General features: G+C 42.6%; 21 protein-coding genes. 7 read left to right on the forward strand and 14 right to left on the reverse strand.

From position 1 onward, the window contains the following. Positions 1-563 precede the first annotated feature (563 nt). From J5A55_RS07130 to J5A55_RS07140, 3 genes are all read right to left on the reverse strand, one after another. Positions 564-1,424 carry an OmpA family protein gene (locus tag J5A55_RS07130; protein WP_039851252.1) on the reverse strand — a complete coding sequence of 287 codons (861 nt, stop codon included), beginning with the start codon at positions 1,422-1,424 and terminating at the stop codon, positions 564-566. A gap of 206 nt (positions 1,425-1,630) precedes the next feature. After that, the gene (locus J5A55_RS07135; protein ID WP_004382771.1) at positions 1,631-1,843 is read right to left on the reverse strand and encodes a hypothetical protein; all 213 of its coding nucleotides are present in this window, start codon (positions 1,841-1,843) and stop codon (positions 1,631-1,633) included. A gap of 23 nt (positions 1,844-1,866) precedes the next feature. Then, positions 1,867-3,858 carry a leucine-rich repeat domain-containing protein gene (locus tag J5A55_RS07140; protein ID WP_004382772.1) on the reverse strand — a complete coding sequence of 664 codons (1,992 nt, stop codon included), beginning with the start codon at positions 3,856-3,858 and terminating at the stop codon, positions 1,867-1,869. Positions 3,859-4,380: 522 nt separating this feature from the next. Between J5A55_RS07140 and purL the strand changes: the two genes are divergently transcribed. After that, positions 4,381-8,127 carry a phosphoribosylformylglycinamidine synthase gene (gene purL / locus J5A55_RS07145; protein ID WP_004382774.1) on the forward strand — a complete coding sequence of 1,249 codons (3,747 nt, stop codon included), beginning with the start codon at positions 4,381-4,383 and terminating at the stop codon, positions 8,125-8,127. A 178-nt stretch (positions 8,128-8,305) separates the two neighbouring features. After that, positions 8,306-8,662 (forward strand): hypothetical protein, encoded by a 357-nt coding sequence (locus tag J5A55_RS12335; protein WP_155813777.1) that lies wholly within the window; start codon positions 8,306-8,308, stop codon positions 8,660-8,662. A 61-nt stretch (positions 8,663-8,723) separates the two neighbouring features. Here J5A55_RS12335 and rseP read toward each other — a convergent pair whose 3' ends face one another. The 6 genes from rseP to tsaB all read right to left on the reverse strand — a co-directional run bounded on the left by rseP (position 8,724) and on the right by tsaB (position 14,728). After that, positions 8,724-10,124, reverse strand: coding sequence for an RIP metalloprotease RseP (gene rseP, locus J5A55_RS07155; protein ID WP_004382777.1), 1,401 nt, complete (start codon positions 10,122-10,124; stop codon positions 8,724-8,726). A 13-nt stretch (positions 10,125-10,137) separates the two neighbouring features. After that, positions 10,138-11,295: a 1-deoxy-D-xylulose-5-phosphate reductoisomerase gene (locus J5A55_RS07160; RefSeq protein WP_004382778.1), complete on the reverse strand. Its 1,158-nt coding sequence runs from the start codon at positions 11,293-11,295 to the stop codon at positions 10,138-10,140. A gap of 23 nt (positions 11,296-11,318) precedes the next feature. Beyond that, complete coding sequence (rimM, locus tag J5A55_RS07165) at positions 11,319-11,840, reverse strand: ribosome maturation factor RimM (protein WP_004382779.1); 522 nt, start codon at positions 11,838-11,840, stop codon at positions 11,319-11,321. Between the two features lie 205 nt (positions 11,841-12,045). Beyond that, positions 12,046-13,359 carry a UDP-N-acetylglucosamine 1-carboxyvinyltransferase gene (murA, locus tag J5A55_RS07170; RefSeq protein WP_004382780.1) on the reverse strand — a complete coding sequence of 438 codons (1,314 nt, stop codon included), beginning with the start codon at positions 13,357-13,359 and terminating at the stop codon, positions 12,046-12,048. Between the two features lie 2 nt (positions 13,360-13,361). Next, the gene (locus tag J5A55_RS07175; RefSeq protein ID WP_039851253.1) at positions 13,362-13,961 is read right to left on the reverse strand and encodes a DUF4290 domain-containing protein; all 600 of its coding nucleotides are present in this window, start codon (positions 13,959-13,961) and stop codon (positions 13,362-13,364) included. Positions 13,962-14,035: 74 nt separating this feature from the next. Beyond that, positions 14,036-14,728, reverse strand: coding sequence for a tRNA (adenosine(37)-N6)-threonylcarbamoyltransferase complex dimerization subunit type 1 TsaB (tsaB, locus tag J5A55_RS07180; RefSeq protein ID WP_004382782.1), 693 nt, complete (start codon positions 14,726-14,728; stop codon positions 14,036-14,038). Positions 14,729-14,815: 87 nt separating this feature from the next. Between tsaB and J5A55_RS07185 the strand changes: the two genes are divergently transcribed. The 3 genes from J5A55_RS07185 to nadD all read left to right on the forward strand — a co-directional run bounded on the left by J5A55_RS07185 (position 14,816) and on the right by nadD (position 17,038). Next, positions 14,816-15,694, forward strand: a complete 879-nt coding sequence (locus tag J5A55_RS07185) for a YicC/YloC family endoribonuclease (RefSeq protein ID WP_039851163.1) — start codon at positions 14,816-14,818, stop codon at positions 15,692-15,694. Positions 15,695-15,763: 69 nt separating this feature from the next. Further along, complete coding sequence (gmk, locus tag J5A55_RS07190) at positions 15,764-16,381, forward strand: guanylate kinase (RefSeq protein ID WP_050755891.1); 618 nt, start codon at positions 15,764-15,766, stop codon at positions 16,379-16,381. Next, positions 16,382-17,038: a nicotinate (nicotinamide) nucleotide adenylyltransferase gene (nadD, locus tag J5A55_RS07195; RefSeq protein ID WP_004382785.1), complete on the forward strand. Its 657-nt coding sequence runs from the start codon at positions 16,382-16,384 to the stop codon at positions 17,036-17,038. An 11-nt stretch (positions 17,039-17,049) separates the two neighbouring features. Here nadD and J5A55_RS07200 read toward each other — a convergent pair whose 3' ends face one another. Next, positions 17,050-18,024 (reverse strand): helix-turn-helix domain-containing protein, encoded by a 975-nt coding sequence (locus J5A55_RS07200; protein ID WP_004382786.1) that lies wholly within the window; start codon positions 18,022-18,024, stop codon positions 17,050-17,052. An 850-nt stretch (positions 18,025-18,874) separates the two neighbouring features. Between J5A55_RS07200 and J5A55_RS07205 the strand changes: the two genes are divergently transcribed. Next, positions 18,875-20,314 (forward strand): lipopolysaccharide biosynthesis protein, encoded by a 1,440-nt coding sequence (locus J5A55_RS07205; RefSeq protein WP_004382790.1) that lies wholly within the window; start codon positions 18,875-18,877, stop codon positions 20,312-20,314. A 29-nt stretch (positions 20,315-20,343) separates the two neighbouring features. Beyond that, the gene (locus J5A55_RS07210) at positions 20,344-21,168 is read left to right on the forward strand and encodes a glycosyltransferase family 2 protein (RefSeq protein ID WP_004382791.1); all 825 of its coding nucleotides are present in this window, start codon (positions 20,344-20,346) and stop codon (positions 21,166-21,168) included. Between the two features lie 85 nt (positions 21,169-21,253). Here the strand turns inward: J5A55_RS07210 and J5A55_RS07215 are convergent, their stop codons facing one another. The 4 genes from J5A55_RS07215 to J5A55_RS07230 form a co-directional block, all read right to left on the reverse strand. Beyond that, positions 21,254-22,615 (reverse strand): DUF6080 domain-containing protein, encoded by a 1,362-nt coding sequence (locus J5A55_RS07215; protein WP_004382792.1) that lies wholly within the window; start codon positions 22,613-22,615, stop codon positions 21,254-21,256. 12 nt (positions 22,616-22,627) lie between these two features. Continuing rightward, positions 22,628-23,980, reverse strand: a complete 1,353-nt coding sequence (locus J5A55_RS07220) for a DUF6080 domain-containing protein (RefSeq protein WP_004382793.1) — start codon at positions 23,978-23,980, stop codon at positions 22,628-22,630. A 72-nt stretch (positions 23,981-24,052) separates the two neighbouring features. Continuing rightward, positions 24,053-24,439 (reverse strand): GtrA family protein, encoded by a 387-nt coding sequence (locus J5A55_RS07225; RefSeq protein WP_004382794.1) that lies wholly within the window; start codon positions 24,437-24,439, stop codon positions 24,053-24,055. Position 24,440: 1 nt separating this feature from the next. Further along, positions 24,441-25,052, reverse strand: coding sequence for an HAD-IB family hydrolase (locus J5A55_RS07230; RefSeq protein WP_004382795.1), 612 nt, complete (start codon positions 25,050-25,052; stop codon positions 24,441-24,443). Positions 25,053-25,059 lie beyond the last annotated feature (7 nt).

The following is a 25,059-nucleotide window of genomic DNA, read 5'->3' on the forward strand; positions in this document are numbered from 1 at the left end:
TCTGTTTCAGAATGCCTATCCTTAAGTATCAAGTTAAAAAGCACCTTTTCAATTAATTGATCGGTTCGTTTCTTTTACCCATCTGTTTGATTCATAACCAAACAGACGCTTCTTGTACTACTTCTCTGTTTATGTAAATCTTTTCAAAGAACTCTTTTCTTATCACTCTATACGTTATAAGCAAACCGCCTATTTCGTAAAAGCGAGTGCAAAGGTATGGATAATTTTGATACCCTCCAAATCTTTTGAAGAAAAAGTTTCAAAAAAGTAAAAACAAGCAACCCTATTTGACATACATCAATTCAAACAGCCATTTAAAGACCATTTTAATCCACACAAAGCACCAATTCTCAAAATAGGTCTTTTTAAACAAAAAAACCTCAAAATAAAAGACTACAACCCAAAGCGCATTATAAGGAACATTAGTGAACATTAAGTTTAACGTGAGTTCGATGAATTATAAATGACTTATAAAGGAGGAGACTATCACAAATAATCCTGCCCACTAAAATTTAATAGGCAGGATTATTAAAACTAAGAATAACTCAAATTATTCTAACAACTTACTTTGTCTGATTTGAATCTGGAGCTTTACCTATCAAATCCATGAACTGATCAAGCTTTGGAGTAATGATAATCTGTGTACGACGGTTACGCTGCTTACCCAACTCAGTATCGTTAGTTGCAAGTGGGTTATACTCACCACGACCACCAGCAGTCAGACGCTTAGGATTAACATTGAAGTGATCTTGCAGATATTGTACTACAGAAGCAGCACGCAAACAAGAGAGATCCCAGTTATTGCGAATATTCTTCATCTTGTCATTTGCCGTATTGATTGGCACATTATCAGTATTGCCTTCGATCAAAACATCATAATCACTGTAATCCGTAATAATCTTAGCAATCTTACTTAAAGTTTGCTCGGCACGATCGTTAATCTCGTAAGAACCACTCTTATAAAGCATATTATCAGCTAAAGAGATATACACAACTCCTTTCAAAACCTGTACATCAACCTCCTTCAACTCCTCACGGCTCAAAGAGCGAGTAAGATTGTTTGTCAGCACCATATTCAAAGAATCACTCTTAGACTTCACCTCAACCAAATGGCGAATATACTGATTACTCTCATTGATCTGATCAACAAGCTTTGAAATGTTGATATTGTTTGAGTTGGCATTTCTCAAACTATTATCAAGACTACCCTGTAATGCAGCAGCACTCTCTCTTGCCTGTGCCAACTGATCCTCCAAGCTCTTGATACGTGCATTATTGGCAGCTATCGTTTCTTTCGCACTCTGGTAGTCTGCCATCAGCTGATTATTCTCTGTACGGCAATTCTCCAAATCTTTCTTACTGGCACAGCTACCGAAAGTTAATGTCCCAACAGCTAAAACTATAATTAAAAGATTCTTTTTCATATTCATATAACCATTTTCGTTTTTTGATATCTGCCACAAAGATATATTATAAAAGCGAACAAAGCAAGCAGAAGTATAGCCTGTTTAGATATTTTTAACTTGAAATAGCAGATCAAAAGAAAACACATGAAGTTTATTTTCTTCCATATAGAGAAGGTGTGTCAAAATAAACTTCTGACACACCTCTATTATAATATCATACAAATTTAATCCTCCCAAGAACTCTCAAAAAAATTCTTCTTCGCTCCACTTACACCTGGACCGTCCCCATGGTCATCATGGATACCACCAGTTTTAGGCCATTGAGAAGAATCAGAACCGATGTCATACTTACCCTTTTCAGTTCCTGTTCCTGCAAGAAATGCCTCTACATTTACTGTAATTTGCTCAATTGTAGGACGAATATATATTGCTTTCATTGTTTTCGTTTTTATATCGTTAATTATCTAATAACATACTTCTTTCCGTTCACAATGTACAATCCGGCAGGCAATCCTTCGAGACTTGTCGTACCACGGCGGACAATCTGTCCATAGACACTATAAACGTTGTTATTACTAACAGGGGATGATACTGATGTATCAGTTGCTGGGAGTGTATTGATTCCCGTTGTACTCGAATCATCCAAATTAAGGAAGCCATGCTCATAATAAATCTGCTTAGCAGTGCTAGCTGATGAACCATTGTCTTTCTCGAGCTTAACGATAGCCGTTTGCGGAGTAAAGACAACACCAGCGTAATACGTTTTATAAAAGGCATTCTCCCACCTTACATCATTACCAGAATAATAATAGTAGCTATACTTCGGAACATGTACTCCTGCCGTATGGTTACCAATAAAAGTATATGTTACGCCATCACAAACATGGCTTACACTCTGTTCTTTCAGTTTCTTGGCATACTTATCATGATCCGTATCTTCATCTTTAGTCACACCAACTATGACGTTATTCTTGGCATGATGTAAACCTGGATGAATCATGTAAGGATGGTGTGCCTTCATATCCTTTACTGGTTTCTTGAATTGCAAAGTGATATATTTCTTACCAGCAGCAAGTGGATCTTTCTCACTCTTCACACCGCTGAACTCGCATACTTCTGTTGCATCACCAAAAGCATTTTTAATCTGCTCTTCTGTTAAATCGAACGGAAAGCAGACTGAATACCACTTACCCTCAACAAGTCGTTCGTCCTTTTCTATATTTTTCAGTTTACCAGTGAGCATGAATTCATTCCAACCAGCGAAGTCACCACTGGGATTGGTGAATAGTCCATAGTCTTGTACAGGATATTTATTATTTTCAGCATCAACCACCCAACGATTATAATATTCAGGATAACCAGATTTTGCATACTCATCTGTACCTATCACCTGAATGTATTTGTTGACATACTTCTTATACGCACCTTCTGGGTAATGCAATATCGTATAACGACCTGTGCTCGTTGTAAAATCTTTGAGTTGCACACGTTCGCCCTTGCCTGCACCATTATAAGAATAACCATAAGTGTAACCCGTTGGCTGGAAAGCCTGTAAAGCTGCTTTCGTATTACTTCCAAGCACATACACATCTGTCAGAGGAGAACCATTTCCACCGAATGCCTGACTCTCGATCAGTTCTACACTTTCAGGGATAACAACAGTCTTAATACCTGTTCCTTCAAAAGCTTCTTTCCTAATGGTCTTCAGTGAGTTCGGCAGGCGAAGCGTTGTGATGTTCTTACAACTCTCAAAAGCCCCCTCTCCAATCTCCTCAAGACTCTCGGGCAGAATAACCTGAGTCAGTCCAGCACAGCCCCAAAACGCCTGCTTATCAATCCGCTGTATACCATACAGGAAATCCACTGTTTTGAGATTCTTACAATTATTGAAAGCGTATACACCAATAGACTTGACACTCGTACCAATAGTTAGCTTCTGAATCCATTCTTCACCAGTAAAGACTCCTGCAGCAATCACCGTTGTTCCCTTATTTACCTCTTTAGTAGCGTTGGGGAAAACTACACTTGTCCACTTGCTATGATTATCGTCAAATGAGAACTTGGTTTCATGAATACTCTCTGGAAGAACAAGTTCACCAAGCTGCCTCTCATCATTCAGCTTAGGAGAATTAAAACCCAGAGTCTTAAGCACATCATCATTCTCAAACTCTGCCAATGCCAAATTCAAGTCTATAATCTTAGAGAAAGTCGGTGTCGTATAATCAGTACCGAAGAAACTATCCCAATCGTTCTTCGATATCTTCACACCATTAGCTGTGATAATCTTAACCTTAGTAGAATTCTTCTGTGCATCTGAGAAATTACTTACAGCCAAGTCTCCATTAGCTTTTACAGTGATGACAAGCGTGTCGCCTTTCATCTCAGTTGTTGAACCTGCATACGCCATGCTCATTGTCATGAGCATAATGCCTAAAACAAAAATACGTTTCATTCTTTTTATAGGGATTATATTTATTACTTAATGCAGTGGTTCCTGTTATCAATAAAAACAATTTCTTTAATATCACCAATATCAATATACCGCAATACCGATTATTATGATACAATACGAGAAATTCTTCCTTTAGCGTTTAATTATTACGCCTCGTAATGGTACGAACGCCAAAATTTTACCGATTAGCTACATCACGTTGCAAATTTACTACTATATTTCAATATAAACAATATTAATAGCAACAATTTAAACATAAATGGCAATAAACTACAAACAAGTCCCTTTTTATTCTCTTTAGATAGCATGATAACACACCATCTCCACCTTCCAAGTACATATCATACCTTATTATCAATGTTAGGTCAATAGCAAAACAAAATGAGTTGATACCACCTTATAATAAAAATCTATCTCAAAGCAAATATCTTGTACCGCAAAAAACATTTGTAGACAAGTCATATATCCAAAGAAAATAGTATCTTTGCAAACAGAAGTTACACCAATTTTTATATAAAGACTATGATTCTTTTCTTCAGAACTCAGTCCAAGAGCGTGATTGCTACAGAAGTAGATCATGCTTTGTCTAACGCAGAAATCAACGAACTTTGCTGGCTTTACGGCGACGCCACCTACTTGCAGAATGAAGAATCATTGCAAGGTTACTATGTAGGGCCACGTCGTGAAATGATAACTCCATGGAGTACAAATGCCGTCGAGATTACTCAAAACATGAGTCTTGACGGCATTTTGCGTATAGAGGAGTACTTCCCTGTGAAGAGCAAAGAGGCAGATTATGACCCAATGTTACAACGTATGTATGATGGATTAGACCAATCCATCTTCACTGTTAACCATGAGCCAGAGCCCATCAAGCATGTGGACGACTTAGAAAAGTTCAATGAAGAAGAAGGTCTTGCGCTCTCACCCGAAGAGATGGAATACCTTCATAAGATTGAAAAGCAAAATGGTCGCCCTCTGACAGACTCTGAGATATTTGGTTTCGCACAGATTAACTCCGAGCATTGTAGACATAAGATCTTTGGCGGAGAGTTCATCATTGATGGCAAAGTAATGGAGAGTAGTCTCTTTAGTCTCATTAAGAAGACAACGAAAGAGAACCCAGGAAAGATTCTGTCAGCCTATAAGGACAATGTCGCCTTTGCACAAGGACCAGAGATAGAACAGTTTGCTCCAGCCAATCAAAGTGTATCGGATTATTTCCGCATAAAGCCTATTGAGAGTGTAATATCACTCAAGGCTGAGACGCATAACTTCCCTACTACGGTTGAACCATTCAATGGTGCCGCAACAGGAACAGGTGGTGAGATACGCGACCGTATGGGTGGTGGTGTTGGTTCATGGCCTATCGCAGGTACTGCAGTATATATGACTGCCTACCCACGACTTAAAGAGGACGATAATTCAACACCAGCTCTTAGAGATTGGGAAGACATATTGCCCGTTCGTCAATGGCTCTATCAGACCCCAGAACAAATCCTCATCAAGGCATCAAATGGTGCTAGCGACTTCGGTAATAAGTTCGGTCAACCATTGATTACGGGTTCACTCCTCACCTTTGAGCACCAAGAGAATGGCGAGAAATATGCTTATGATAAGGTCATCATGTTGGCTGGTGGTGTTGGTTATGGTACCAAACGTGACTGCCTAAAGGGCGAACCACAGGCAGGCAACAAGGTGGTTGTCGTTGGTGGTGATAACTACCGTATCGGACTTGGTGGCGGTTCTGTTTCATCTGTTGATACGGGTCGTTACTCTAATGGTATCGAATTGAATGCCATACAGCGTGCTAATCCAGAGATGCAGAAACGTGCTTACAACCTCGTGCGTGCATTGGTAGAAGAAGACACCAACCCCGTTGTTTCCATCCATGACCATGGTTCTGCAGGTCACTTAAACTGCTTGAGTGAGTTAGTAGAAGATTGCGGTGGCAAGATAGATATGACCCAACTTCCTATCGGCGACAAGACACTTAGTGCGAAAGAGATTATAGCCAATGAGTCACAGGAGCGCATGGGCTTACTCATTGATGAGAAGCACCTCGAGCACGTAAAGAAGATTGCTGAGCGTGAGCGTGCACCTATGTATGTTGTTGGTGAGACCACTGGCGATGCTCACTTCTCATTCGTTCAGGGTGATGGTGTTAAGCCTTTCGACTTAGACGTAGCGCAGATGTTCGGTCATTCTCCTAAGACAATTATGAAGGATGAGACCGTCGTTCGCAAATATGAAGACGCCTCTTATAATATAAATAAGGTGGAAGAGTACATCCAACGTGTGCTCCAATTGGAAGCCGTTGCATGTAAGGACTGGTTGACAAACAAGGTTGATCGCTCTGTTACAGGTAAGGTTGCAAGACAGCAATGCCAGGGTGAGATACAACTCCCACTATCGGATTGTGGTGTCGTAGCATTAGACTATCGTGGACATAAAGGTATAGCCACTGCACTCGGCCATGCGCCTCAGGCAGGTCTTGCATCACCAGAGGCAGGCTCCGTATTATCCGTTGCTGAATCATTGACGAACATCGTTTGGGCACCATTGGCTGACGGCATGGACAGCCTCAGCTTATCGGCTAACTGGATGTGGCCTTGTCGCTCACAGAAGGGTGAAGACGCACGCCTTTACAGCGCAGTTAAGGCTCTATCCGACTTCTGCTGCGCTATCGGTGTGAACGTTCCAACAGGTAAGGACTCTCTTTCTCTGACCCAGCAATATCCTAATGGAGACAAGATTATCTCTCCAGGAACGGTCATCGTGACGAGCGGTGGCGAGGTGAGTGATGTTCGTCAGGTAGTTTCTCCAGTACTTGTGAACGATGAGAAGAGCCACATCTATCATATCGATTTCAGTTTTGATGAGCAACGTTTAGGAGGTTCCGCATTCGCCCAAAGTCTCGGAAAGATAGGTAGTGACGTTCCAACTATCAAAGAGCCACAATACTTCTGCGACTGTTTCGATGCCATTCAAGAGCTTATCCGTCGTGGATGGATACTCGCTGGACATGACATCTCGGCTGGTGGTTTGATTACAACCCTACTTGAGATGACCTTTGCCAATACAGAAGGTGGATTGCATATTGACCTTCAGAACATCCAAGGCAATGATGTTATCAAGAAGTTGTTCGCTGAGAATCCAGGTGTAGTAATACAGGTTGCGGATGAGCACAAGGACGAGGTACAAGCATTCTTACAGGAGAATTGCATTGGATTCGCATGTATCGGTGCTCCACAAATCAATCAACGTGTACTTAACATAGCTGATGGCGAATGGAAGGTAGAACTCGATATTGATGCTCTACGTGACACATGGTATAAGACCTCTTACTTGCTCGATCGTAAGCAGAGCATGAATGGTATGGCGAAGAAGCGTTACACGAACTATAAGAAGCAGCCTATAGAAATGAGATTCAACGCTGACTTCACCGGAACGCTCAAGCAATATGGATTGGATGCAGACCGATGGAAGTCATCAGAACCTGCCACGAACCATGCAACGCCAAAGGCTGCTATTATCCGTGAAAAGGGTACTAATGGTGAAAGAGAAATGGCTTATGCACTTTACTTAGCTGGTTTCGAGGTGAAAGATGTCACTATGACCGACCTTATCAGCGGTCGTGAGACGTTGGAAGAGGTGAATATGATAGTCTTCTGCGGCGGTTTCTCTAACTCTGACGTGCTCGGTTCTGCTAAGGGATGGGCTGGTGCATTCCTCTATAACCCAAAGGCTAAGCAAGCACTCGACCGCTTCTATGCACGTGAGGATACCCTTTCACTCGGTATCTGCAATGGTTGTCAGTTGATGGTGGAACTGAACCTCATCAATCCAGAGCATAAGCACCGTGCACATCTATGCCATAATACAAGTAAGAAGTTCGAGAGCACCTTCCTCAATGTAGCCATTCCACAGAACAATAGTGTGATGTTTGGTTCATTAAGTGGTGACAAACTCGGTATATGGGTAGCACACGGAGAGGGACGCTTCTATCTCCCAGAGGCAGAAGACAAGTACAACATTGTTGCGAAATACAACTATGCAGAGTATCCAGGCAACCCGAACGGCTCCGATTATAACGTCGCAGGAATCTGCTCACAGGATGGTCGTCACCTCGCAATGATGCCTCACTTGGAGCGATCTATATTCCCTTGGCAGCAGGCTTACTATCCTCGTGAGCGTCGCAAAGACGAGATAACGCCATGGATTGAGGCCTTCGTCAATGCACGTAAGTGGGTTGAGAGTAAGTTATAAGGTGCTTCACCTCCACCCTATCTACTGCCTCTCCCCCGCCCCCTCTCCGAATGGAGAGGGGAGTGAACGGTACCATCTGCTAACAAAGAGGGCGTCTCTTCACATCGAAGAGACGCCCTTCTCGCATCAAAGGAACGCCCTTCTCGACATGAGAAGAGCGTTCCTTTAATTAATGATAATGCCACAAAGTAGGGACAGATGCCCTCGGATAGAAACCCCTCCCAGCCTCCTCCAAGGGGAGGAGTGCATAGCGGTAGCCTGTTGGGATAGTTCTTTCTATCCAAAGGGATGCCACAAAGTAGGGACAGACGCCCTCGTCTGTCCGCCAGAACGCAAGCAACCGAAAGCTCCAACCAGCCTCCTCGAGAAAGGAGAGGAGTGTCTAACGGAGTTGTCACAAAGGCTTAAAAGTGGACAGACGAGGGCGTCTGTCCCTACTTTGTGGCACGTTCTTCTCTTTAATCTTGCTGTTCTGCTAACAAAATACAGCCTCGTTACACGCCCAACCAACTATCCCTTTGTACGCAAACAGTAATGTTCACCCCCCTCTCCATTCGGAGAGAGGACGGGAGTGAGGCTTGTGGTGAGGCTTTTTATTACATCACATGCAGCCAGCGAAGGATGTCATTAAGGTTGGCAAACACCATTAATATAATGAGTATTGTTATACCAGCATACTCTGCCCAAACCATAAACTTCTCTGATGGCTTGCGACGTGTAATCATCTCATAAAGCAAGAATACTACGTGACCACCGTCTAACGCAGGGATAGGAAGGATGTTCATAAAGGCTAGAATAATGCTCAAGAAGGCTGTCATCGACCAGAACATATACCAGTCCCAATAAGGAGGGAAGAGGCTACCAATCGATCCGAAGCCGCCAATACTCTTTGCTCCATCAGCCGAAGCAAGGTAACGGAAGTTGCCGACATAGCCTCGTAGAACGTTCCAACCATGCTTTGCACCAGCGGGGAAGCTCTCAAGGAAACTATATTGAACCTGCACTGGCTTATAGAAAGAGGCTAAGCTCGACTGATAAACGCCCAGTTTCAAGTCGGGAGTCATAACCATTCGCATGGTATCGAGCTTTGTTGCGCCTTTATGCTGCACCGTTAAGACGACGGAACGAGCTGCAAGTGAATCCTTATGGGTGTTCTTCACTGCCATAACATCATCTAAGACGCCTGTCTGATAATTCATGTCTGACCACGTCTCAACAGCTTTCCCATTGATAGACTTGATAACATCGCCTGCCTTCATACCCGCTTTAGCGGCTGGAGAACCGCTCATAACGCTGTCAACCTGTGCTGGAATAAATGGCTCAACGAAGTAAGGGCGTGTCTTAATCATGGATAACATATCCATATCTCCTGGTAGCTTAATGCTCTGTTTCTTACCATTACGCAGCACATCAACACGCTTTGCCTGTGCAATCTGGCGGAAGAAATCTCCATTGACATTAGCGAACTCACGGAAAGAACCCTGGTCTGTACCCAACATAACGTCATGGTCTTTGAATCCCAAAGCCTTGGCATCAGCATTGAAACGCATTCCCATGGTCATATCAGATACCTTGAAGTAGCTGTCTCCCCATGTGAACATAATCATCGAATAGATGAATAATGCGAGGACGAAGTTGACTAACACGCCACCAATCATTATTAAGAGTCGTTGCCATGCTGGTTTAGTACGGAACTCCCATGGTTGTGGTTCCTTCTTCATCTGTTCCCTATCAAGGCTCTCATCTATCATTCCCGATATCTTACAGTATCCTCCCAGGGGCAACCAGCCCATTCCATATTCGGTATCGTCCTTCTTCGGCTTCCAACTGAAGAGTTTACCTGACCACTTACCGATGTTCACATCGAAGAATACAAAGAACTTCTCCACACGAACTCCAAAGAGTTTCGCAAAGAACATGTGTCCGCCTTCATGTAGCAAGACAAGTAAAGAGATTGCCAGAACGAACTGAAGCAATCTGATTAGAAATGTTTCCATTGTTATATAACCATTATTTATTGTTCATAATTGATTGTGCCACACGACGCGCCTCTGCGTCTGTTTGCACATAGATATCGTAATCAGGATTCTTATCAAAGGCTACACGCTGCATCGTCTGTTCGATGATGTCGCCCATAGCAAGGAATGAGCACGCACCTTGACGGAACCCAGCATTGACAATCTCATTGGCTGCATTAACGATACACGGCATATTGCCACCTTTATTAATAGCCTCATACGCCATCGCTAAACACTTGAACTTCTCAACATCGGGCTCGAAGAACTCTAAGGGATGAGAGAAGAGATTCAAACGATCGCCATTGAGTGGCAATCGCTTAGGGAATGAGAAGGCATATTGTATAGGAAGGCGCATGTCGGGCACTCCTAATTGTGCCTTCACACCTCCATCCACAAATTGTACAGCACTATGGACTATCGATTGCGGATGTATCAATACCTGGATTTTATCTGCAGGAACGCCAAAGAGCCACTTAGCTTCTATCACTTCAAAACCCTTATTCATCAATGAGGCGGAGTCGATGGTAATCTTTGCTCCCATCTCCCACGTGGGATGTTTAAGTGCGTCAGCGGCTGTGACAGACTTCAACTGTTCGTGCGTGAAGGTGCGGAAAGGACCTCCTGAACAGGTGAGAAGTATCTTCTCTATCTCGTTATCATCTTCCCCTACTAGACTTTGGAAGATAGCACTATGTTCGCTGTCGACTGGTAAGATCGGTGTGTGATATTGCTGTGCGAGCTGCAAAATAAGCTCTCCCGCCACTACTAATGTCTCCTTATTAGCCAGGCAAATCTTCTTCTTTGCCTTGATAGCATGTATAGTTGGAGCTAGTCCCGAATAGCCTACCATCGCTGTAAGTACCATATCAATAGATGGCGACTCAACGATCTCTTCCAATGCTTTCGCACCAGCATATACCTTTATATCTGGCATATCGGATAGTGCAGAAGACAGCGATTCGTAATAGTTCTCATCGGCAATAACCACAGCAGATGGATGGAACCTGTGGGCTTGGTCAGCCAGTTCTTTCCAACGCTTATTAGCTGTTAGCGCATAAGCCTCATAGAGATCGGGGTGCTGACTAATGACATCAAGCGCCTGTGTACCTATGCTACCAGTGGAACCTAATATACAGATTTGTTGTTTCATTTGTATTTTCTTTATACGATGAGTTATAGGTCGAGCAACCCAGCAGGAATGCGCATGGTTATCGTCTGACCTATGGTATCAGCCTTAACGATTAAGTCGTTGCTCGCAGGTATTAGAACATCATTCCCCTCAGACGTAACCACTTCGAAGAGCGTATTTACTGTTGTCTCATCAACGGCAGTAATCTTTCCGATGGTTCTCTTTGTTTGCTCGTCTATTAATGAGTAGCCCACAATCTGCGCCCAAGACACATCTTCGGTTCGATCTGCCGCCAACTTGCGTGGAAAGAATACTTCGCAACCAGTAAGTTCACGTGCTTGTGCCTCCGTATCTATATCACAGAATTTCATAAGCGCTATCTCATCCGAACGGAAACGATACTCTTCCATAAAGAAGGGAACAAGTATTCCATCAATCTCCAATACTAAGTAATCGGCATCAACAGCATCAAAAACGTCATCGGAGAACTGCAGTTGCAACTCTCCGTGTACGCCATGAGGTTTCCCTATGCGCCCTATCTTATAGACTTCTTCCTTCTTTATCATCTCTTTATCATATACCAGCAACGCTGATAAAACTATAGCTTACTTCTATATCAAATGGTGTGTTCTATAAAAGGGTTGACCTTTTTATGAAAAAGGGTAGACCTTTTTGCCCGAAAAGGTAGACCTTTTTGAGAAAAAGGGTAGACCCTTTTTGTTTAAAGCTAACACCTATTTTCCTCAAAGGGTAGCTTCAGATACGACGAAGCTAACAGATTTCTGCTCTGCGAATCTTTGCTCCCAGCGCATTTAGTCGCTCTTCTATATTCTCATAACCACGATCGATTTGAGCAATATTATCGATTCGGCTTGTTCCTTGTGCTGATAGAGCAGCTATCAACAAAGCAATACCTGCACGAATATCAGGACTTGACATGCGCCCAGCACGTAATATCTTAGCATGGTCATGACCGACTACCACAGCACGATGAGGGTCGCAAAGAATAATCTGCGCACCCATATCAATGAGCTTATCCACAAAGAATAATCTACTTTCAAACATCTTCTGATGAAAGAGAACACTGCCTTGTGCCTGCGTTGCTACAACGAGTAACACAGAGATAAGGTCTGGTGTTAAGCCTGGCCATGGTGCATCACTGATGGTCATAATCGTTCCATCAATGAAAGAATCTATCACATAATGATCTTGACGTGGGATGATAAGATCGTCACCATCCACTATGATTTGTACACCCAATCGATGGAATGTATCGAGAATCAAACCGAGGTTCTGGATAGAAACATCCTTTATGCGAACGCCATCACCAATCATTGCAGCCATACCGATAAATGAGCCAACCTCAATCATATCGGGTAGTATATGGTGTTCGGTTGCTGACAACTTCTGCACACCTTCGATGGTTAGCAAGTTACTTCCTATGCCCGTAATCTTCGCACCCATAGCATTCAACATCTTACAAAGCTGTTGGATGTAAGGCTCACAAGCTGCATTATAAATCGTTGTAGTGCCTTCCGCCATGACTGCCGCCATAATGATATTAGCTGTACCAGTTATGGAAGCCTCATCCAAAAGCATGTATTGTCCAACTAACTTATCGGCCTGTATCTCATATACATCACGATCTTCCAATCGAACAAAACGCGCCCCCAGATTCTTAAAGCCAAGGAAATGAGTATCTAAACGGCGTCTTCCAATCTTGTCACCACCTGGTTTTGCAATCGTAGCTTTACCAAAGCGACCCAACAAAGGACCGATCATCAACACACTACCACGCAATGACGAACACTTCTTAACGAAGTCTACACTCTCCAAATAGTCTAAGTTTACTTCATCAGCCTGGAATGAGTACTCATTGGGAGCGAGCTTCTTAACCTTTACACCGATGTCCTGTAAGAGTAGAATTAGATTGTTGACATCAAGGATGTCAGGCACATTATGGATGATAACAGGCTCTGTGGTCAACAAAGTCGCACATATTACCTCCAGTGCTTCATTCTTTGCTCCCTGTGGCGTAATCGTTCCACTCAATCGATGTCCACCTTCTATAATAAAGGACTCCATGCTTATCTCTTCTTTTTATTACGAGGCTGAACAAGCTCTCTCTCATTTATCTTATCAAACTTAAAGGTATCAAGATCAAGCTGAATCTTGCCATCTGTAAAGCGAGCAAGGTCTGATGCAACCTTCTCGTCATCGCTTGACCCATGTCCCCACTGCACCAGACTCCGTTTCATCTGGTTGGCAATTGAACGAACGAAAGCATCTCGCTCCGCTCCAGGCTCCATTGTCTTCAACTTGTCAAAAGCCTCGAAAAGCAACTTACCATAATGCCGAACAGGAATCTTTGAGGTTGAGTAAGACATCGGTTCAGGCTTCGTTGCTATCTTCAAAGCCTGTGATACGTCACAAGGATAATCAATATCTAACTTAAAGTTAGACATCAATGCCAAGTGATCCCACAGCTTATCCATGTGATCAACATTCCCCCGACTCTGTGGATTCATCCTATCCATGATAGAAATGATGGTCTCCGCACAATGCTGCCGTTCCTCCTTTGTAGGCAAACTAACCGCATAATCAACCATATCTTGAATCTCTCGTCCGTATTGCGGAAGCACGAGTTTCTCTCGTTGGGTATTATAATCTAATCCTTCAATATTCATCTTTGAGGTTTGAACTTTTGAACTCTGAGGATGGAACATAAAGCCCTTCCTCATCAACAATCATAATCTATTAATTACAACAGAGGCTTTGCCTGTTTAGCAACAAAGTCTTTCAAATAGAATGGAACGAAGTAAGCTACATCTTCAAACTTACCTTCTGCCATTCTTTTCTCTGCTAACGGGAACATGTTCTTAGCCACTGGTTCGATATTCTTAATCAAATGGGCATTAGGGTGATGGATAACTTCCATGCACTTCTCGGCACCATCGCCGAAGAAATAAACAGGTCCTTTATCAAGGAACTCTTTGTATGTATCACCATCAACTACGTCTGCTTGAATAGCACGAACAGCCTTTAAGCTACGGTCATACACGGCAGAATAAACTTCCATTCGTCGTGCATCAATCATCGGAACAAGCAATGCTTCCTCCTCTATAGACTCATGATGTAATAGAACAGGAACGGCTAATAATTCCAAAGTAGGCACAGCCAACAACTTTATATTACGTCCATAACAAATGCCCTTTGCCATAGACACACCTATACGTAAGCCCGTATATGAACCTGGACCACAGCTAACAGCCACCGCATCGAGCGTTAACTCGTGGCTATCAACGAATGCCAAGGCCTCATCAACGAATGTTCCTAACTTCTCAGCATGGTTAGGACCACTATTATCTACCTTATCAAAGATACAAATCCCATCCTGACTTACTGCAACAGAGCACACATTTGTGCTCGTATCAATGCTTAATATACAAGACATAAAAGCTAATTATGTTCTAAAAACATGCAAATATACTCTTTTTTCCCGCATTATTTGTACATTTGCAAAAATTTAACTTGAAAAGTAATGATACTATCTATGACAGGTTACGGTAAGTCAGTAGTAACCTACAAGGAAAAGAAAATCAACGTAGAAGTTAAGTCGCTTAATAGCAAGTCACTTGATCTCTCTGCTCGTATCGCCCCACTCTACCGAGAGAAAGAGATGGAGATTCGTCGCTTACTTGCGCAGAAGTTAGAGCGAGGTAAGGTTGATTTCTCTCTCTGGGTTGAGAAGGAAGCAATCGTAGATGCTACTCCTATCAATGCAGCTCTCGTCGAAAACTATTACAAACAGATAAAGACTATTGCTGAGAAAACGGGTATTCCCGAGCCAAACGACTGGTTCTCTACACTCCTCCGAATGCCTGATGTGACCGCAAAGACCGATGCTGAAGAACTCGATGAAGATGAATGGGAGGCTGCAAAGCAGGCAATTAACAAGGCTATTGACAAACTCATCGAATTTAGAACACAAGAGGGAGCAGCGTTACAAAAGAAGTTTACAGAGAAAATCGATAATATCTCTGCACTCTTAAAGAGCATAGAACCCTTCGAGAAGAGCCGTGTTCCAAAGATTAAAGATAAGATTGTCGATGGTTTAAAACATATCCCTGAGGTTGATTACGATAAGAATCGTTTAGAGCAAGAGCTCATCTACTACATCGAAAAACTTGATATTAGCGAGGAGAAACAACGCTTAACTAACCACCTGAAGTACTTCCGTGAGACTATGGCGGAGTGTGGTCATGGCGTGGGAAAGAAGCTCGGCTTCATCGCACAAGAGATGGGACGCGAGATCAATACGACTGGTTCTAAGAGTAACCAAGCCGAGATGCAGAACATTGTTGTTAAGATGAAAGACGAGTTGGAACAGATTAAAGAACAGGTTTTAAACGCTCTTTAATTCGTAAACAAACTCTAAGAGTGCCACATGGAATCAATAAAGAACAAGACAAACACCCAACTCAACAATATGTCAAAACAGCATTCTACACCCCAGACAGAAGTCTCTAAGGATGCAAAAAGCACTGGTAAACTATTGATCTTTTCGGCTCCGTCAGGTGCAGGAAAGAGCACCATCGTTCAATGGTTAATGCAGGAACACCCCGAACTAAGGCTTGCTTTCTCCATTAGTTGTACCACTCGTGCGCCACGAGGTACCGAACAGAATGGTGTTGAATACATCTTCCTTTCACCCGAGCAATTCAAAGAAAGAATCAAAAATGACGATTTCTTAGAGTATGAGGAAGTGTATAAAGACCGTTTCTACGGCACCTTGAAAGAACAAGTAGAGCATCAATCTGCTGCTGGACAGAACGTTGTCTTTGATGTAGATGTTAAGGGGGGATGCAATATCAAACGCTTCTATGGCGAACGCGCATTGAGTTTCTTCATCCAACCACCCTCTCTTGACGAACTCCGTCGACGCTTGATAGGCAGACAAACGGATAGTGCCGAAGCCATAGAGAGCCGTCTTGCAAAAGCCTCCTACGAGCTTACTTTCGCTGATAAGTTCGATAAAGTGATTGTCAATGACGACCTCGATAAAGCAAAGCAAGAGGTTTACGAGACCATAAAAGCCTTTCTATAAATGGTTCAGAAAACCCAACAAACACCCAACTCACCCTCTTCTCTAAAGGAATCACCCCTTATCTCTATTCCTTCCAACGAAGAGGGAGGGTTGTCAGTGGGCATCTTCGGCGGCTCTTTCGACCCTATCCACAAGGGACACATAGCACTTGCTAAGGCTTTTCTAACCGAAAAAGAACTGGACGAAGTATGGTTCATGGTGTCTCCACAGAACCCTTTTAAAGTGAATCAAAGGCTCTTAGACGACCATCTCCGATTGGAGATGGTAAGGCAAGCGATACTTGATGAACCGCATTTCAAGGCTTCAGACTATGAGTTCCATCTATCGAAACCTTCTTACACATGGAACACTTTACAACATCTCAAGCATGATTTCCCACGCAACACATTCACTCTTCTTGTTGGTGGGGATAATTGGCAAGCCTTCAATCATTGGTATCATGCCGAGGACATCATCAATCACTACAATATCGTGGTATATCCTCGACACAACCACCTAACTACTCCCTCCCAGCTTCCTAACCATGTTAGCATACTCCAAACACCACTCATAGATATTAGTAGTACGGTCATCCGACAACGAGTGAGGCAAGGGGAATCCATTACAGAGTTAGTTCCCCCAAGGATAGAAGACCTTATATTACAATATTACAAATAAGCTCTTACACGCTAATCTAAGTTCCTTTCCAAAATATCCGAGGACAGCTCCCCACTGAGTTGAGTATCCGGCATCTCCCTATATGCCGCAGTCGTCAACCCTGTACACCGCTTAAAGAACTTACACAAAGCACTTATCGAGACAAAATTCAACTCATCTGCTATTACCTTCAAAGGCTTGTTTGAATATCTAAGTTCAAGTTGTATCAAGACCAGCAAAGACTTATCTATAATATTCTTGGCAGTCTTTCCCGTCTCTTGCTTTACCACAATGCCTAAGTAATGCGTACTAACACATAGCTTCGAAGCATAAAAGTTAAGTTCGTGTTCGGTCTTTGCATGCTCATCCACAAGGCGTATAAAGTGCTCTACAAGTTCTTTATTGCGTGTCCAACGAGCCTTATCAATTGACATTGTCGTCTGATACAACGATGCTGCAAAGCTCAAACTCGATGCGAAAAGAGCATTCAAAGAATCCTTAATACTGTCTGACTTCATTTGTGCTAACTCATAGAGCATACGGATGTACTTCTCCCAAATATCTTGATCAGACTTTTGTAAAGGTATAGAAAAGCAAAAGTTGGGTGAGAGGAACACGTTAGGTAACCTGCCATGAAATATCATCTTCATGTATTCCTCCGTCATTATAAAACCGTCGAAAGTTGTTCCTGGACCGAAACTATCGTCACTGATGACTACACCCCAATTGAGAAACAGCATGTCACCAGCCTCACAACGATACCTCTTAAAGTTGATGACGGGTTCACACCACCCACTCTTAACGATTAGCACACGCATAACATTCAATCTTACTAGATTGCTCTTCTCAAAGATAGGCTTAAAGAATGGAGGCAAACCAAACGCAATTCCGAATGAAGAACCTACATATACATCACCTCTTACAAGTGGTTTATCGCTTACAAAACGTGTTATAATCTCTTTAAAACTAGAGTTCGAAACACTGGAATCTTTTTCTTTTTCAATCATGCACTAATATATCTTGCGACAAATATAAGCATTTTTTATCAAACATGCAATAAACATGTCAATATTATAACGCTTATCTCTTTGAAACGAGAGGAAGTCTATCCCCGCCTCAGAAGAAGCCTATCCCCAACCCCACTACAGCCTCTCCCCCGCCCCCTCTCCGAATGGAGAGGGGAGTAGATAGTGTTGTTTGCAAACAAGGAGGGCGTTTCTTCGATGTGAAGAGACGCCCTTTTCATTGCAAGGAAACGCTCTCTTCGATTGAAAGAAGGCGTTTCTTTCATTTTAAAATACTATTACCTCTGTATCTGTCAGGTATTGGCGTACATGTAAATGGTACTATTCACGCCCCTCTCCATTCGGAGAGGGGAAAGGGGGTGAGGCTTCAAAGTAGGGACAGACGCCCTCGTCTGGAAACCCCACCCAGCCTCCCCAAAGGGGAGGAGTGCCCAACGGGAGCCAGTCTCGATCAGTATTTTCGATTGAAGATAACGCCACAAAGTAGGGACAGACGCCCTCGTCTGTCCGCACATTTACGCCGATTAGTTAACAAGAAATTATCTGTTTAGCGGACAGACGAGGGCGTCTGTCCCTACTTATAACGTCTTCTTCGTATGCAAATAATGCTATCTACTCCCCTCTCCATTCGGAGAGGGGGCGGGGGAGAGGCTGTAGTGGGGTTGAGATGAGGCTTCTCTGAGGCGGGGGTGAGGCTTTCTCTACGATTAAAGGGCAATCCCCTTGGATTATTCACGATAATGCCTTATATTTGCAACTCAATTATTTTCAGTTATAAAAAAGGCTATCGAACGGGAGAACAAGAGGTTTTCAGGTAGCCAAAAGGACAATCATGGGACAAGAGACACTTAGAGAGAAGACTGCAAAGGGACTATTTTTGGGGGCATTGAACAATGGTACCATGCAGCTTCTGAATATAGTTATTGGAATCTTCTTAGCACGCTTGCTCTCACTTTCCGACTATGGTTTAGTGGGTATGTTAGCGGTGTTTACGGCTATTGCCGGTGCTTTGCAAGAGAGCGGATTCACCTCGGCTCTTACCAACATGGAGCATCCGTCGGACAATGACTATAATGCTGTCTTTTGGTTCAGTGCCTTTGTTGGATGGATCTCTTACACAGTCTTGTTCTTTTCAGCACCTTTAATCGCCTCGTTCTTCCATCATCCTGAACTCATCAACTTGTCTCGCTTCATCTTTGCCTCACTGTTATTCTCCTCATTGGGGACAACTCCTGCGGCTTACCTATTCAAAAACATGATGGTAAGGGAGACTACCATTCTGCGCATTACCTGCTTAGCTGTATCGGGCGCAGTGGGTATCGTGCTCGCACTGAAAGGTTATGCTTATTGGAGTTTGGCGTGGCAACAAATGCTTTACATCGCTCTCACCAGTCTTTGGCGATTCTTTATCATTCCTTGGCGACCCTCTTTTCACATAGACTTTACCCCTATCAAGCACATGTTCTCATTTAGTTATAAGATCTTAATAACCACTGTTGTGAACACAATAAGCCAAAACATTCTTACCTTTATATTCGGTCGTTTGTACAGTGCAAAGGCTGTTGGCAACTTCTCGCAAGCCTTCAAATGGGACACAATGGCAAGTACTTTCGTCTCTGGTACTATATCACAAGTGGCGCAGCCAGTGCTTGTTGAGGTAAATAACGACCCCAGTCGACAGGTGAAAGTGTTCCGTAAAATGCTCCGATTCACTGCTTTTTTAGTCTTTCCCGCTATGTTCGGTCTATCAATGGTAGCGCACGAGTTCATCATTCTCTTGATATCAGATAAATGGATAGATAGCATTCCCTTGCTACGAATCCTGTGTATCAGTGGTGCTTTCCTACCCTTTTATACGATGTATCAAAACCTTATCATCAGTCGTGGAAAGTCCGCTGTCTACATGTGGTGTACGGTAGCTCTCATCTTGGCACAGATAGCTTTTGTCATTGTCTATTATCGTCAAGGGGTCATCTTCATGGTGAGTGCTTATACTGTTGTGACTATCTTGTGGTTCTTTGTATGGCAGTTTTTTGCCAAAAGGGAAATCGGTTTGCGACTTATTGATGCTCTGAAAGATATCAGTCCGTACCTCTTAGCATCAGTGGGAGTGATGGTCTTCACCTATCATATTACTTCCTTTGTGAACAATCTCCTACTTCTTTTGACCGTGAGAATCATCTTAGCAGGCTTGTTATACTTCTTTATTATGAAGTGGGCAGGCTCACAAATATTGGAAGATTGTATTGGTTATATCCGTAAAAAGAAATAAAGACAACAACAAAGAAAGGTTAAGTAAAGATGAAGAAATATCCTAAAATAACAGTTGTAACGCCTTCGTTTAATCAAGGACAGTTCATTGAAGCCACCATTCAATCGGTTTTAGGACAGGAATATCCTAACTTGGAGTACATTATCTGTGATGGTGGATCAACCGATGGAACCGTAGATATTTTAAAGAAGTACGATGATAAGATCGCATGGTGGTGCAGTGAGAAAGATAAGGGACAAAGCAATGCTATCAACAAGGGCATGCGCCGCGCGACAGGAGACATTGTTTGTTGGATAAACAGCGATGATGTCTTACTCCCGGGGGCGTTACTTGCAGTGGCAAAGTTCTATTCCAATCATCCAGATACAGACTTCGCAAATGGCTACACGGTTGAGATTGATAAGGAGGGAACCATTATCAACTTCACTCATATTATAATGAGTCACTTCTTCTTCCGCCATGGTTGCTATAATATCTCACAACCGGGAATGTTCTGGAAACGTGCTATATTCGATAAGATAGGCTATCTTGATGAGTCATTTCACGCTAAAATGGATGTGGAATGGCTCATTCGTGTGTATGAAGCAGGGCTGAAGGTAAGGCGTATCAACCGCAACCTTGGTGCTATCCGAATCTATCCAGAGACCAAGACAGCACAAGGGGGAGCAATATGGAAACGTGATGCTGATGCACTGAAGGATAAGTATCACGGTCAATACTTACCTGAGAATAACAAGTTATATCAGCCTTTCTTTAAACTTTATAAGCTATTGAATGGCTGTAAACTGCGTAATGCTATTCGTAAATGGCAGTATTGTGGCAAGCCATTTACTGCTTACAAAGAGAATTTATAAGCGTTAGAAAGACTTTAAACACTATATCCTGATTGCAGAGAAAGTACTGTTTTGCAATCAGGATATATGTTCTTTATAGGCTTTGTTAGCGTGCTACGAAGCCTTGCAACATAAAGGGAACGATCAAACTCATATTATAAAAGAACACACCCAGAGCTAAGCTGGCTATGAGTAAACGCATCCCTAACTTCAACCTCGTCGATTGAATGTGTTTAAGAAGATAAGCTACTGCAATCGGAATGACGAAGAGCCAGTGTGCTCCCATTATGTAAACCTCAATGATACCGAAGCCTAAAACGATGTGCAAGACTATGTCTGTGGCGAACCAAGTTACACACATCAATAAGAACTTATCCTTTCTTCCAACGATGATACCGCCTAAAAAGAGGAGAACTATCACTCCTTCGACAATGTAATTCATTGCACTACTATACCTAACGATGATGGGGCGCGACTTATTCACATCTTCCAACGTATGTTCTTGATGCAGTTGTATGCTCTCTCCAAAGAGGTTTTCAATAACAGCATCTGTCCTTGAGCTGGAGAGATCGGTCCATTCAAAGAACTGATTATTGGCTACCTGCGTTCCAACACGGCTCTTCATAAACTCTTGCTGCTTCTCATATCTCACTGCAAACTTATGATCTTTCTTTAATTTCTTCGCCTTTATCTGTTCCTGTAGACGTGCATCTGGCTCTACAAAGGTTGTCTGCTGATACTCATAAATGGCGAAGAGTGCTGCTAAAGGGAGTATGCAACCAACGAGGATATGCTTTATTCGGAAGGTTCGCATGCCGTTTACAAACCAATCGGCTAATCCGATCTTCACGAAATTAGTAAGTGATATGCCCGAAGCAAAGAACACCAGTAACATACTTTGCCATGCTTTCATGCGTCCATGAGGCTGTTTCATGGCTCTACCAGCAATGTACAGCGTCATAGAAAGGAAGAAGAGGGAGAATGCGAAGTGGTCTGGTACAAAGGAAGTGAGCAAGATTGAGGCAAAAGAAAAGAAGAACGCCGTAAGAAGAAGGGCATCTTTTCTCGATAAATCCACCACTTCTTTGAGAATACGATAGATGAAAATGCAACTATAAGTATCTGCTACTACATTGAAGAAAGCCTCAATGAAGATAGCAAAATTAGTCCCCGTGAGTCCCATCAACCAATGATTAAGCAGATAGAAAGGATAGTAGAAGGATGGAAGTAACGGATGGCGATACAGTCGGAAATAGACTTTCCACCTTGATAAAGTCATGTAGGAAAGGTTGTCAAAGCCTGAGACTGTGTAGTGATCAAAGAACAATCCCCAGAAACCAAGGTTACCTCCTTTAGTGAATAGATGGTAGTTATAGGCGATCATAAGTGCGTTCAGGGCTATAAAGAAGAGGATAGCCACTAAACAAAGAGCCCTTTCACTGCGCTTGATAGCAAAGATATTTAGCATTGTTCCTTATCTTTATTGGTTCAGTAAATAGTAAACTGTCTGTCCACCATTGTATATCCACAGGTAAGCAGTTAGTAGGATCAATGCCACGCGCAGGCTTTTTTGCCATTTCATCGATAGTTTCTTTAGTAAGAATCCGTATGCTATTGGGATAATGAAAGCCCACCCTGCTGTCATAATATACACTTCCGTAATACCGAAACCAAGGATGAGATGTAAGGTGATGTCGCATGCAAACCATGCTAAAAGCATTTGGAAGAATCGTTGTCGACAGCTTACCACTATACCAATAACGAACAATAAGACAACAAAAGCCTCCACCATATAATTCAAGACCCAGTTATAAGTCACAAAGATGGGTCTCTCCCACGATACATCCTTCAGCAAGTAACGTTGATGGAGTTGAATCGATTCGCCAAAGAAGTTCTCTACGAGGGTTGGAACACGGGGTGTCTTAACATCCAACCACTTAGTGATTGCACCATTCCCAACAGGTTGCCCGAGGTGCGCTCGTTGCCATTCATTACGTTGTTTCTTATGCTCAATGACCTTTTGTGGGTCTTTCTTGAGACTCTCCTTTTCGATATGATGGATAACAGCCTGCTGTGGTACTTCCAAAAGATAGTACTGTGATTGTTGTATACCAAGCAACAGTAAGAAAGGAAGAACAATACCAATGGTAATAAACTTAGCTGTGAATATCTTCTTACCATTGGTAAACAACCCTGCTAAAAGGATCTTCGCACCATTGGAAGTGGCCATTCCTGCAGTAAAGAAAGTAAGTATAAGGGACTGCCAAGCCGTTAGTAATCGACCTTTCTTCATCTTCATTCCAGCGATGTAGAGCGTCATTGAAAGAAACATCAACGACACGATGAAGTGATCAGGCACCATGGAAGGGATGAGAACATGCCCAAAAGAGAAGAGCAAGAGTGTTAGTAGCGTCGCATCTTTCTGTTTCATCTCCATGACTTCACGGAAGACACGATACGTAAAGAGTACCGCATAAAAAGCAGAAAAGATGATGATCGTTGCCATGAAATACACGGCAAAGTTATAGCCAACGGTCTCTATGAGCCAATGATTCAATAGATAGAGGGGATAAAGGAACGTTAAGTAAAGCGGATGACGGTTAGTTACGAAGTGAATACGCATCCCCGAGATGGTTATCCACGACCAGTTATCATAGCCAGACATACGGAAATGCTTGGTAAAAATACTCCAGAAGCCTCCATGTGCACCCATTGTATAGGTGTGATAATGGCTTGCTATCAATAAGCCATTAAACAGAATGAACACAAGAAGCATGGAAAGAGTAAGCCAACGTTCCTCTTTTCTTACCTTAAATATATTGAATATACGCATTAAATAACTGTTAATTAACCGCTGCAAAGGTACTAATTAAAGCAGAGCCAACCAAATGTAGTAATGTGTAAGTTACTTTCGATGCAAGAAGAAGCGCACCAATACGAAGTTAATTGGGACACAAATAGCAAACATTGGAATCATGGCTATCTTTTTATCGAGCCCTAACATCAGAAAAGCATGCAGTGTTAGGGTTTGCAGGAGATAGTTTACTATATGTGAGAAAACGAAGCCTAAGCCTCGTTTGGTAGTCGACTTAACACGAAAGGTGTAGCGGGTTGAGGCGATATAATTAAAGATGAAGCTCACAAAGTAACCAATAGTATTTGACAAGAGAGGCTGTAACCACAATAGCATAAGTAAATAGATACCATACTGGATGGCTGTTGCTAAACCACCAACAATGATGAATCTAACGATTTCACCGAGCTTTTTCTTATCTAAGACATGCGTTTTCATCCTATTCCTGACTCTCTCTAAAAGGCTTATAAAAACCTTGATCGGCATAAGCTAATAGTTCTTTATCACCCCGACTATCGCCGAAAGCGATTAAGGTGTAGGTCTCTCGCTGTGGGAAAAGTGCTTGCAAGCGTCGCACTTTCTCTACTCCATAACAATTATTAGTGATGAATTTGCCCGTTAAATAGTTATTGCTTACTTCGATTTTAGTACCCACAACGATAATATTATTACCCATTTCATCGAAGAAAGGACGCACCCAGTTATCTATACTCGCACTGATAATCACGACTTGAGCACCTTCCTCTATTGCTTTCTTTATTGCCTTCATTCCTTTCGGACGCAGGAGTTGCTTATTATGAAAGGCAAACTCTGTACAAAGGTGTTTGAAATCGTCTATCAGCATACCTTTAAAGAACCATGAGAACACCTGTTGTTTTGTCTTCCAATTGGGGTAGAGTTTTAACTTCATGAGCACCAGTAAGGGGGAAAATAATAAGAGTCCAAACAAGAAGGCAGTATTTCCTCGAGTAAAGCGAATGAACTCTAAGAGTGTATCCTTCGTCGTTAATGTACCATCGAAGTCGAAAGCATAAACCTTCTTTACCATCATCTGCCCC

Origin of the sequence: Prevotella veroralis, assembly GCF_018127765.1 — a bacterium.
Classification (GTDB): domain Bacteria; phylum Bacteroidota; class Bacteroidia; order Bacteroidales; family Bacteroidaceae; genus Prevotella; species Prevotella veroralis.

What these genes read in the sequence shown, in the direction of transcription:
- J5A55_RS07130 (WP_039851252.1), bottom strand. Translation starts at nt 1,424, where the DNA reads ATGAAAAAGAATCTTTTAATTATAGTTTTAGCTGTTGGGACATTAACT.
- J5A55_RS07135 (WP_004382771.1), bottom strand. Translation starts at nt 1,843, where the DNA reads ATGAAAGCAATATATATTCGTCCTACAATTGAGCAAATTACAGTAAAT.
- J5A55_RS07140 (WP_004382772.1), bottom strand. Translation starts at nt 3,858, where the DNA reads ATGAAACGTATTTTTGTTTTAGGCATTATGCTCATGACAATGAGCATG.
- purL (WP_004382774.1), top strand. Translation starts at nt 4,381, where the DNA reads ATGATTCTTTTCTTCAGAACTCAGTCCAAGAGCGTGATTGCTACAGAA.
- J5A55_RS12335 (WP_155813777.1), top strand. Translation starts at nt 8,306, where the DNA reads ATGCCACAAAGTAGGGACAGATGCCCTCGGATAGAAACCCCTCCCAGC.
- rseP (WP_004382777.1), bottom strand. Translation starts at nt 10,124, where the DNA reads ATGGAAACATTTCTAATCAGATTGCTTCAGTTCGTTCTGGCAATCTCT.
- J5A55_RS07160 (WP_004382778.1), bottom strand. Translation starts at nt 11,295, where the DNA reads ATGAAACAACAAATCTGTATATTAGGTTCCACTGGTAGCATAGGTACA.
- rimM (WP_004382779.1), bottom strand. Translation starts at nt 11,840, where the DNA reads ATGATAAAGAAGGAAGAAGTCTATAAGATAGGGCGCATAGGGAAACCT.
- murA (WP_004382780.1), bottom strand. Translation starts at nt 13,359, where the DNA reads ATGGAGTCCTTTATTATAGAAGGTGGACATCGATTGAGTGGAACGATT.
- J5A55_RS07175 (WP_039851253.1), bottom strand. Translation starts at nt 13,961, where the DNA reads ATGAATATTGAAGGATTAGATTATAATACCCAACGAGAGAAACTCGTG.
- tsaB (WP_004382782.1), bottom strand. Translation starts at nt 14,728, where the DNA reads ATGTCTTGTATATTAAGCATTGATACGAGCACAAATGTGTGCTCTGTT.
- J5A55_RS07185 (WP_039851163.1), top strand. Translation starts at nt 14,816, where the DNA reads ATGATACTATCTATGACAGGTTACGGTAAGTCAGTAGTAACCTACAAG.
- gmk (WP_050755891.1), top strand. Translation starts at nt 15,764, where the DNA reads ATGTCAAAACAGCATTCTACACCCCAGACAGAAGTCTCTAAGGATGCA.
- nadD (WP_004382785.1), top strand. Translation starts at nt 16,382, where the DNA reads ATGGTTCAGAAAACCCAACAAACACCCAACTCACCCTCTTCTCTAAAG.
- J5A55_RS07200 (WP_004382786.1), bottom strand. Translation starts at nt 18,024, where the DNA reads ATGATTGAAAAAGAAAAAGATTCCAGTGTTTCGAACTCTAGTTTTAAA.
- J5A55_RS07205 (WP_004382790.1), top strand. Translation starts at nt 18,875, where the DNA reads ATGGGACAAGAGACACTTAGAGAGAAGACTGCAAAGGGACTATTTTTG.
- J5A55_RS07210 (WP_004382791.1), top strand. Translation starts at nt 20,344, where the DNA reads ATGAAGAAATATCCTAAAATAACAGTTGTAACGCCTTCGTTTAATCAA.
- J5A55_RS07215 (WP_004382792.1), bottom strand. Translation starts at nt 22,615, where the DNA reads ATGCTAAATATCTTTGCTATCAAGCGCAGTGAAAGGGCTCTTTGTTTA.
- J5A55_RS07220 (WP_004382793.1), bottom strand. Translation starts at nt 23,980, where the DNA reads ATGCGTATATTCAATATATTTAAGGTAAGAAAAGAGGAACGTTGGCTT.
- J5A55_RS07225 (WP_004382794.1), bottom strand. Translation starts at nt 24,439, where the DNA reads ATGAAAACGCATGTCTTAGATAAGAAAAAGCTCGGTGAAATCGTTAGA.
- J5A55_RS07230 (WP_004382795.1), bottom strand. Translation starts at nt 25,052, where the DNA reads ATGATGGTAAAGAAGGTTTATGCTTTCGACTTCGATGGTACATTAACG.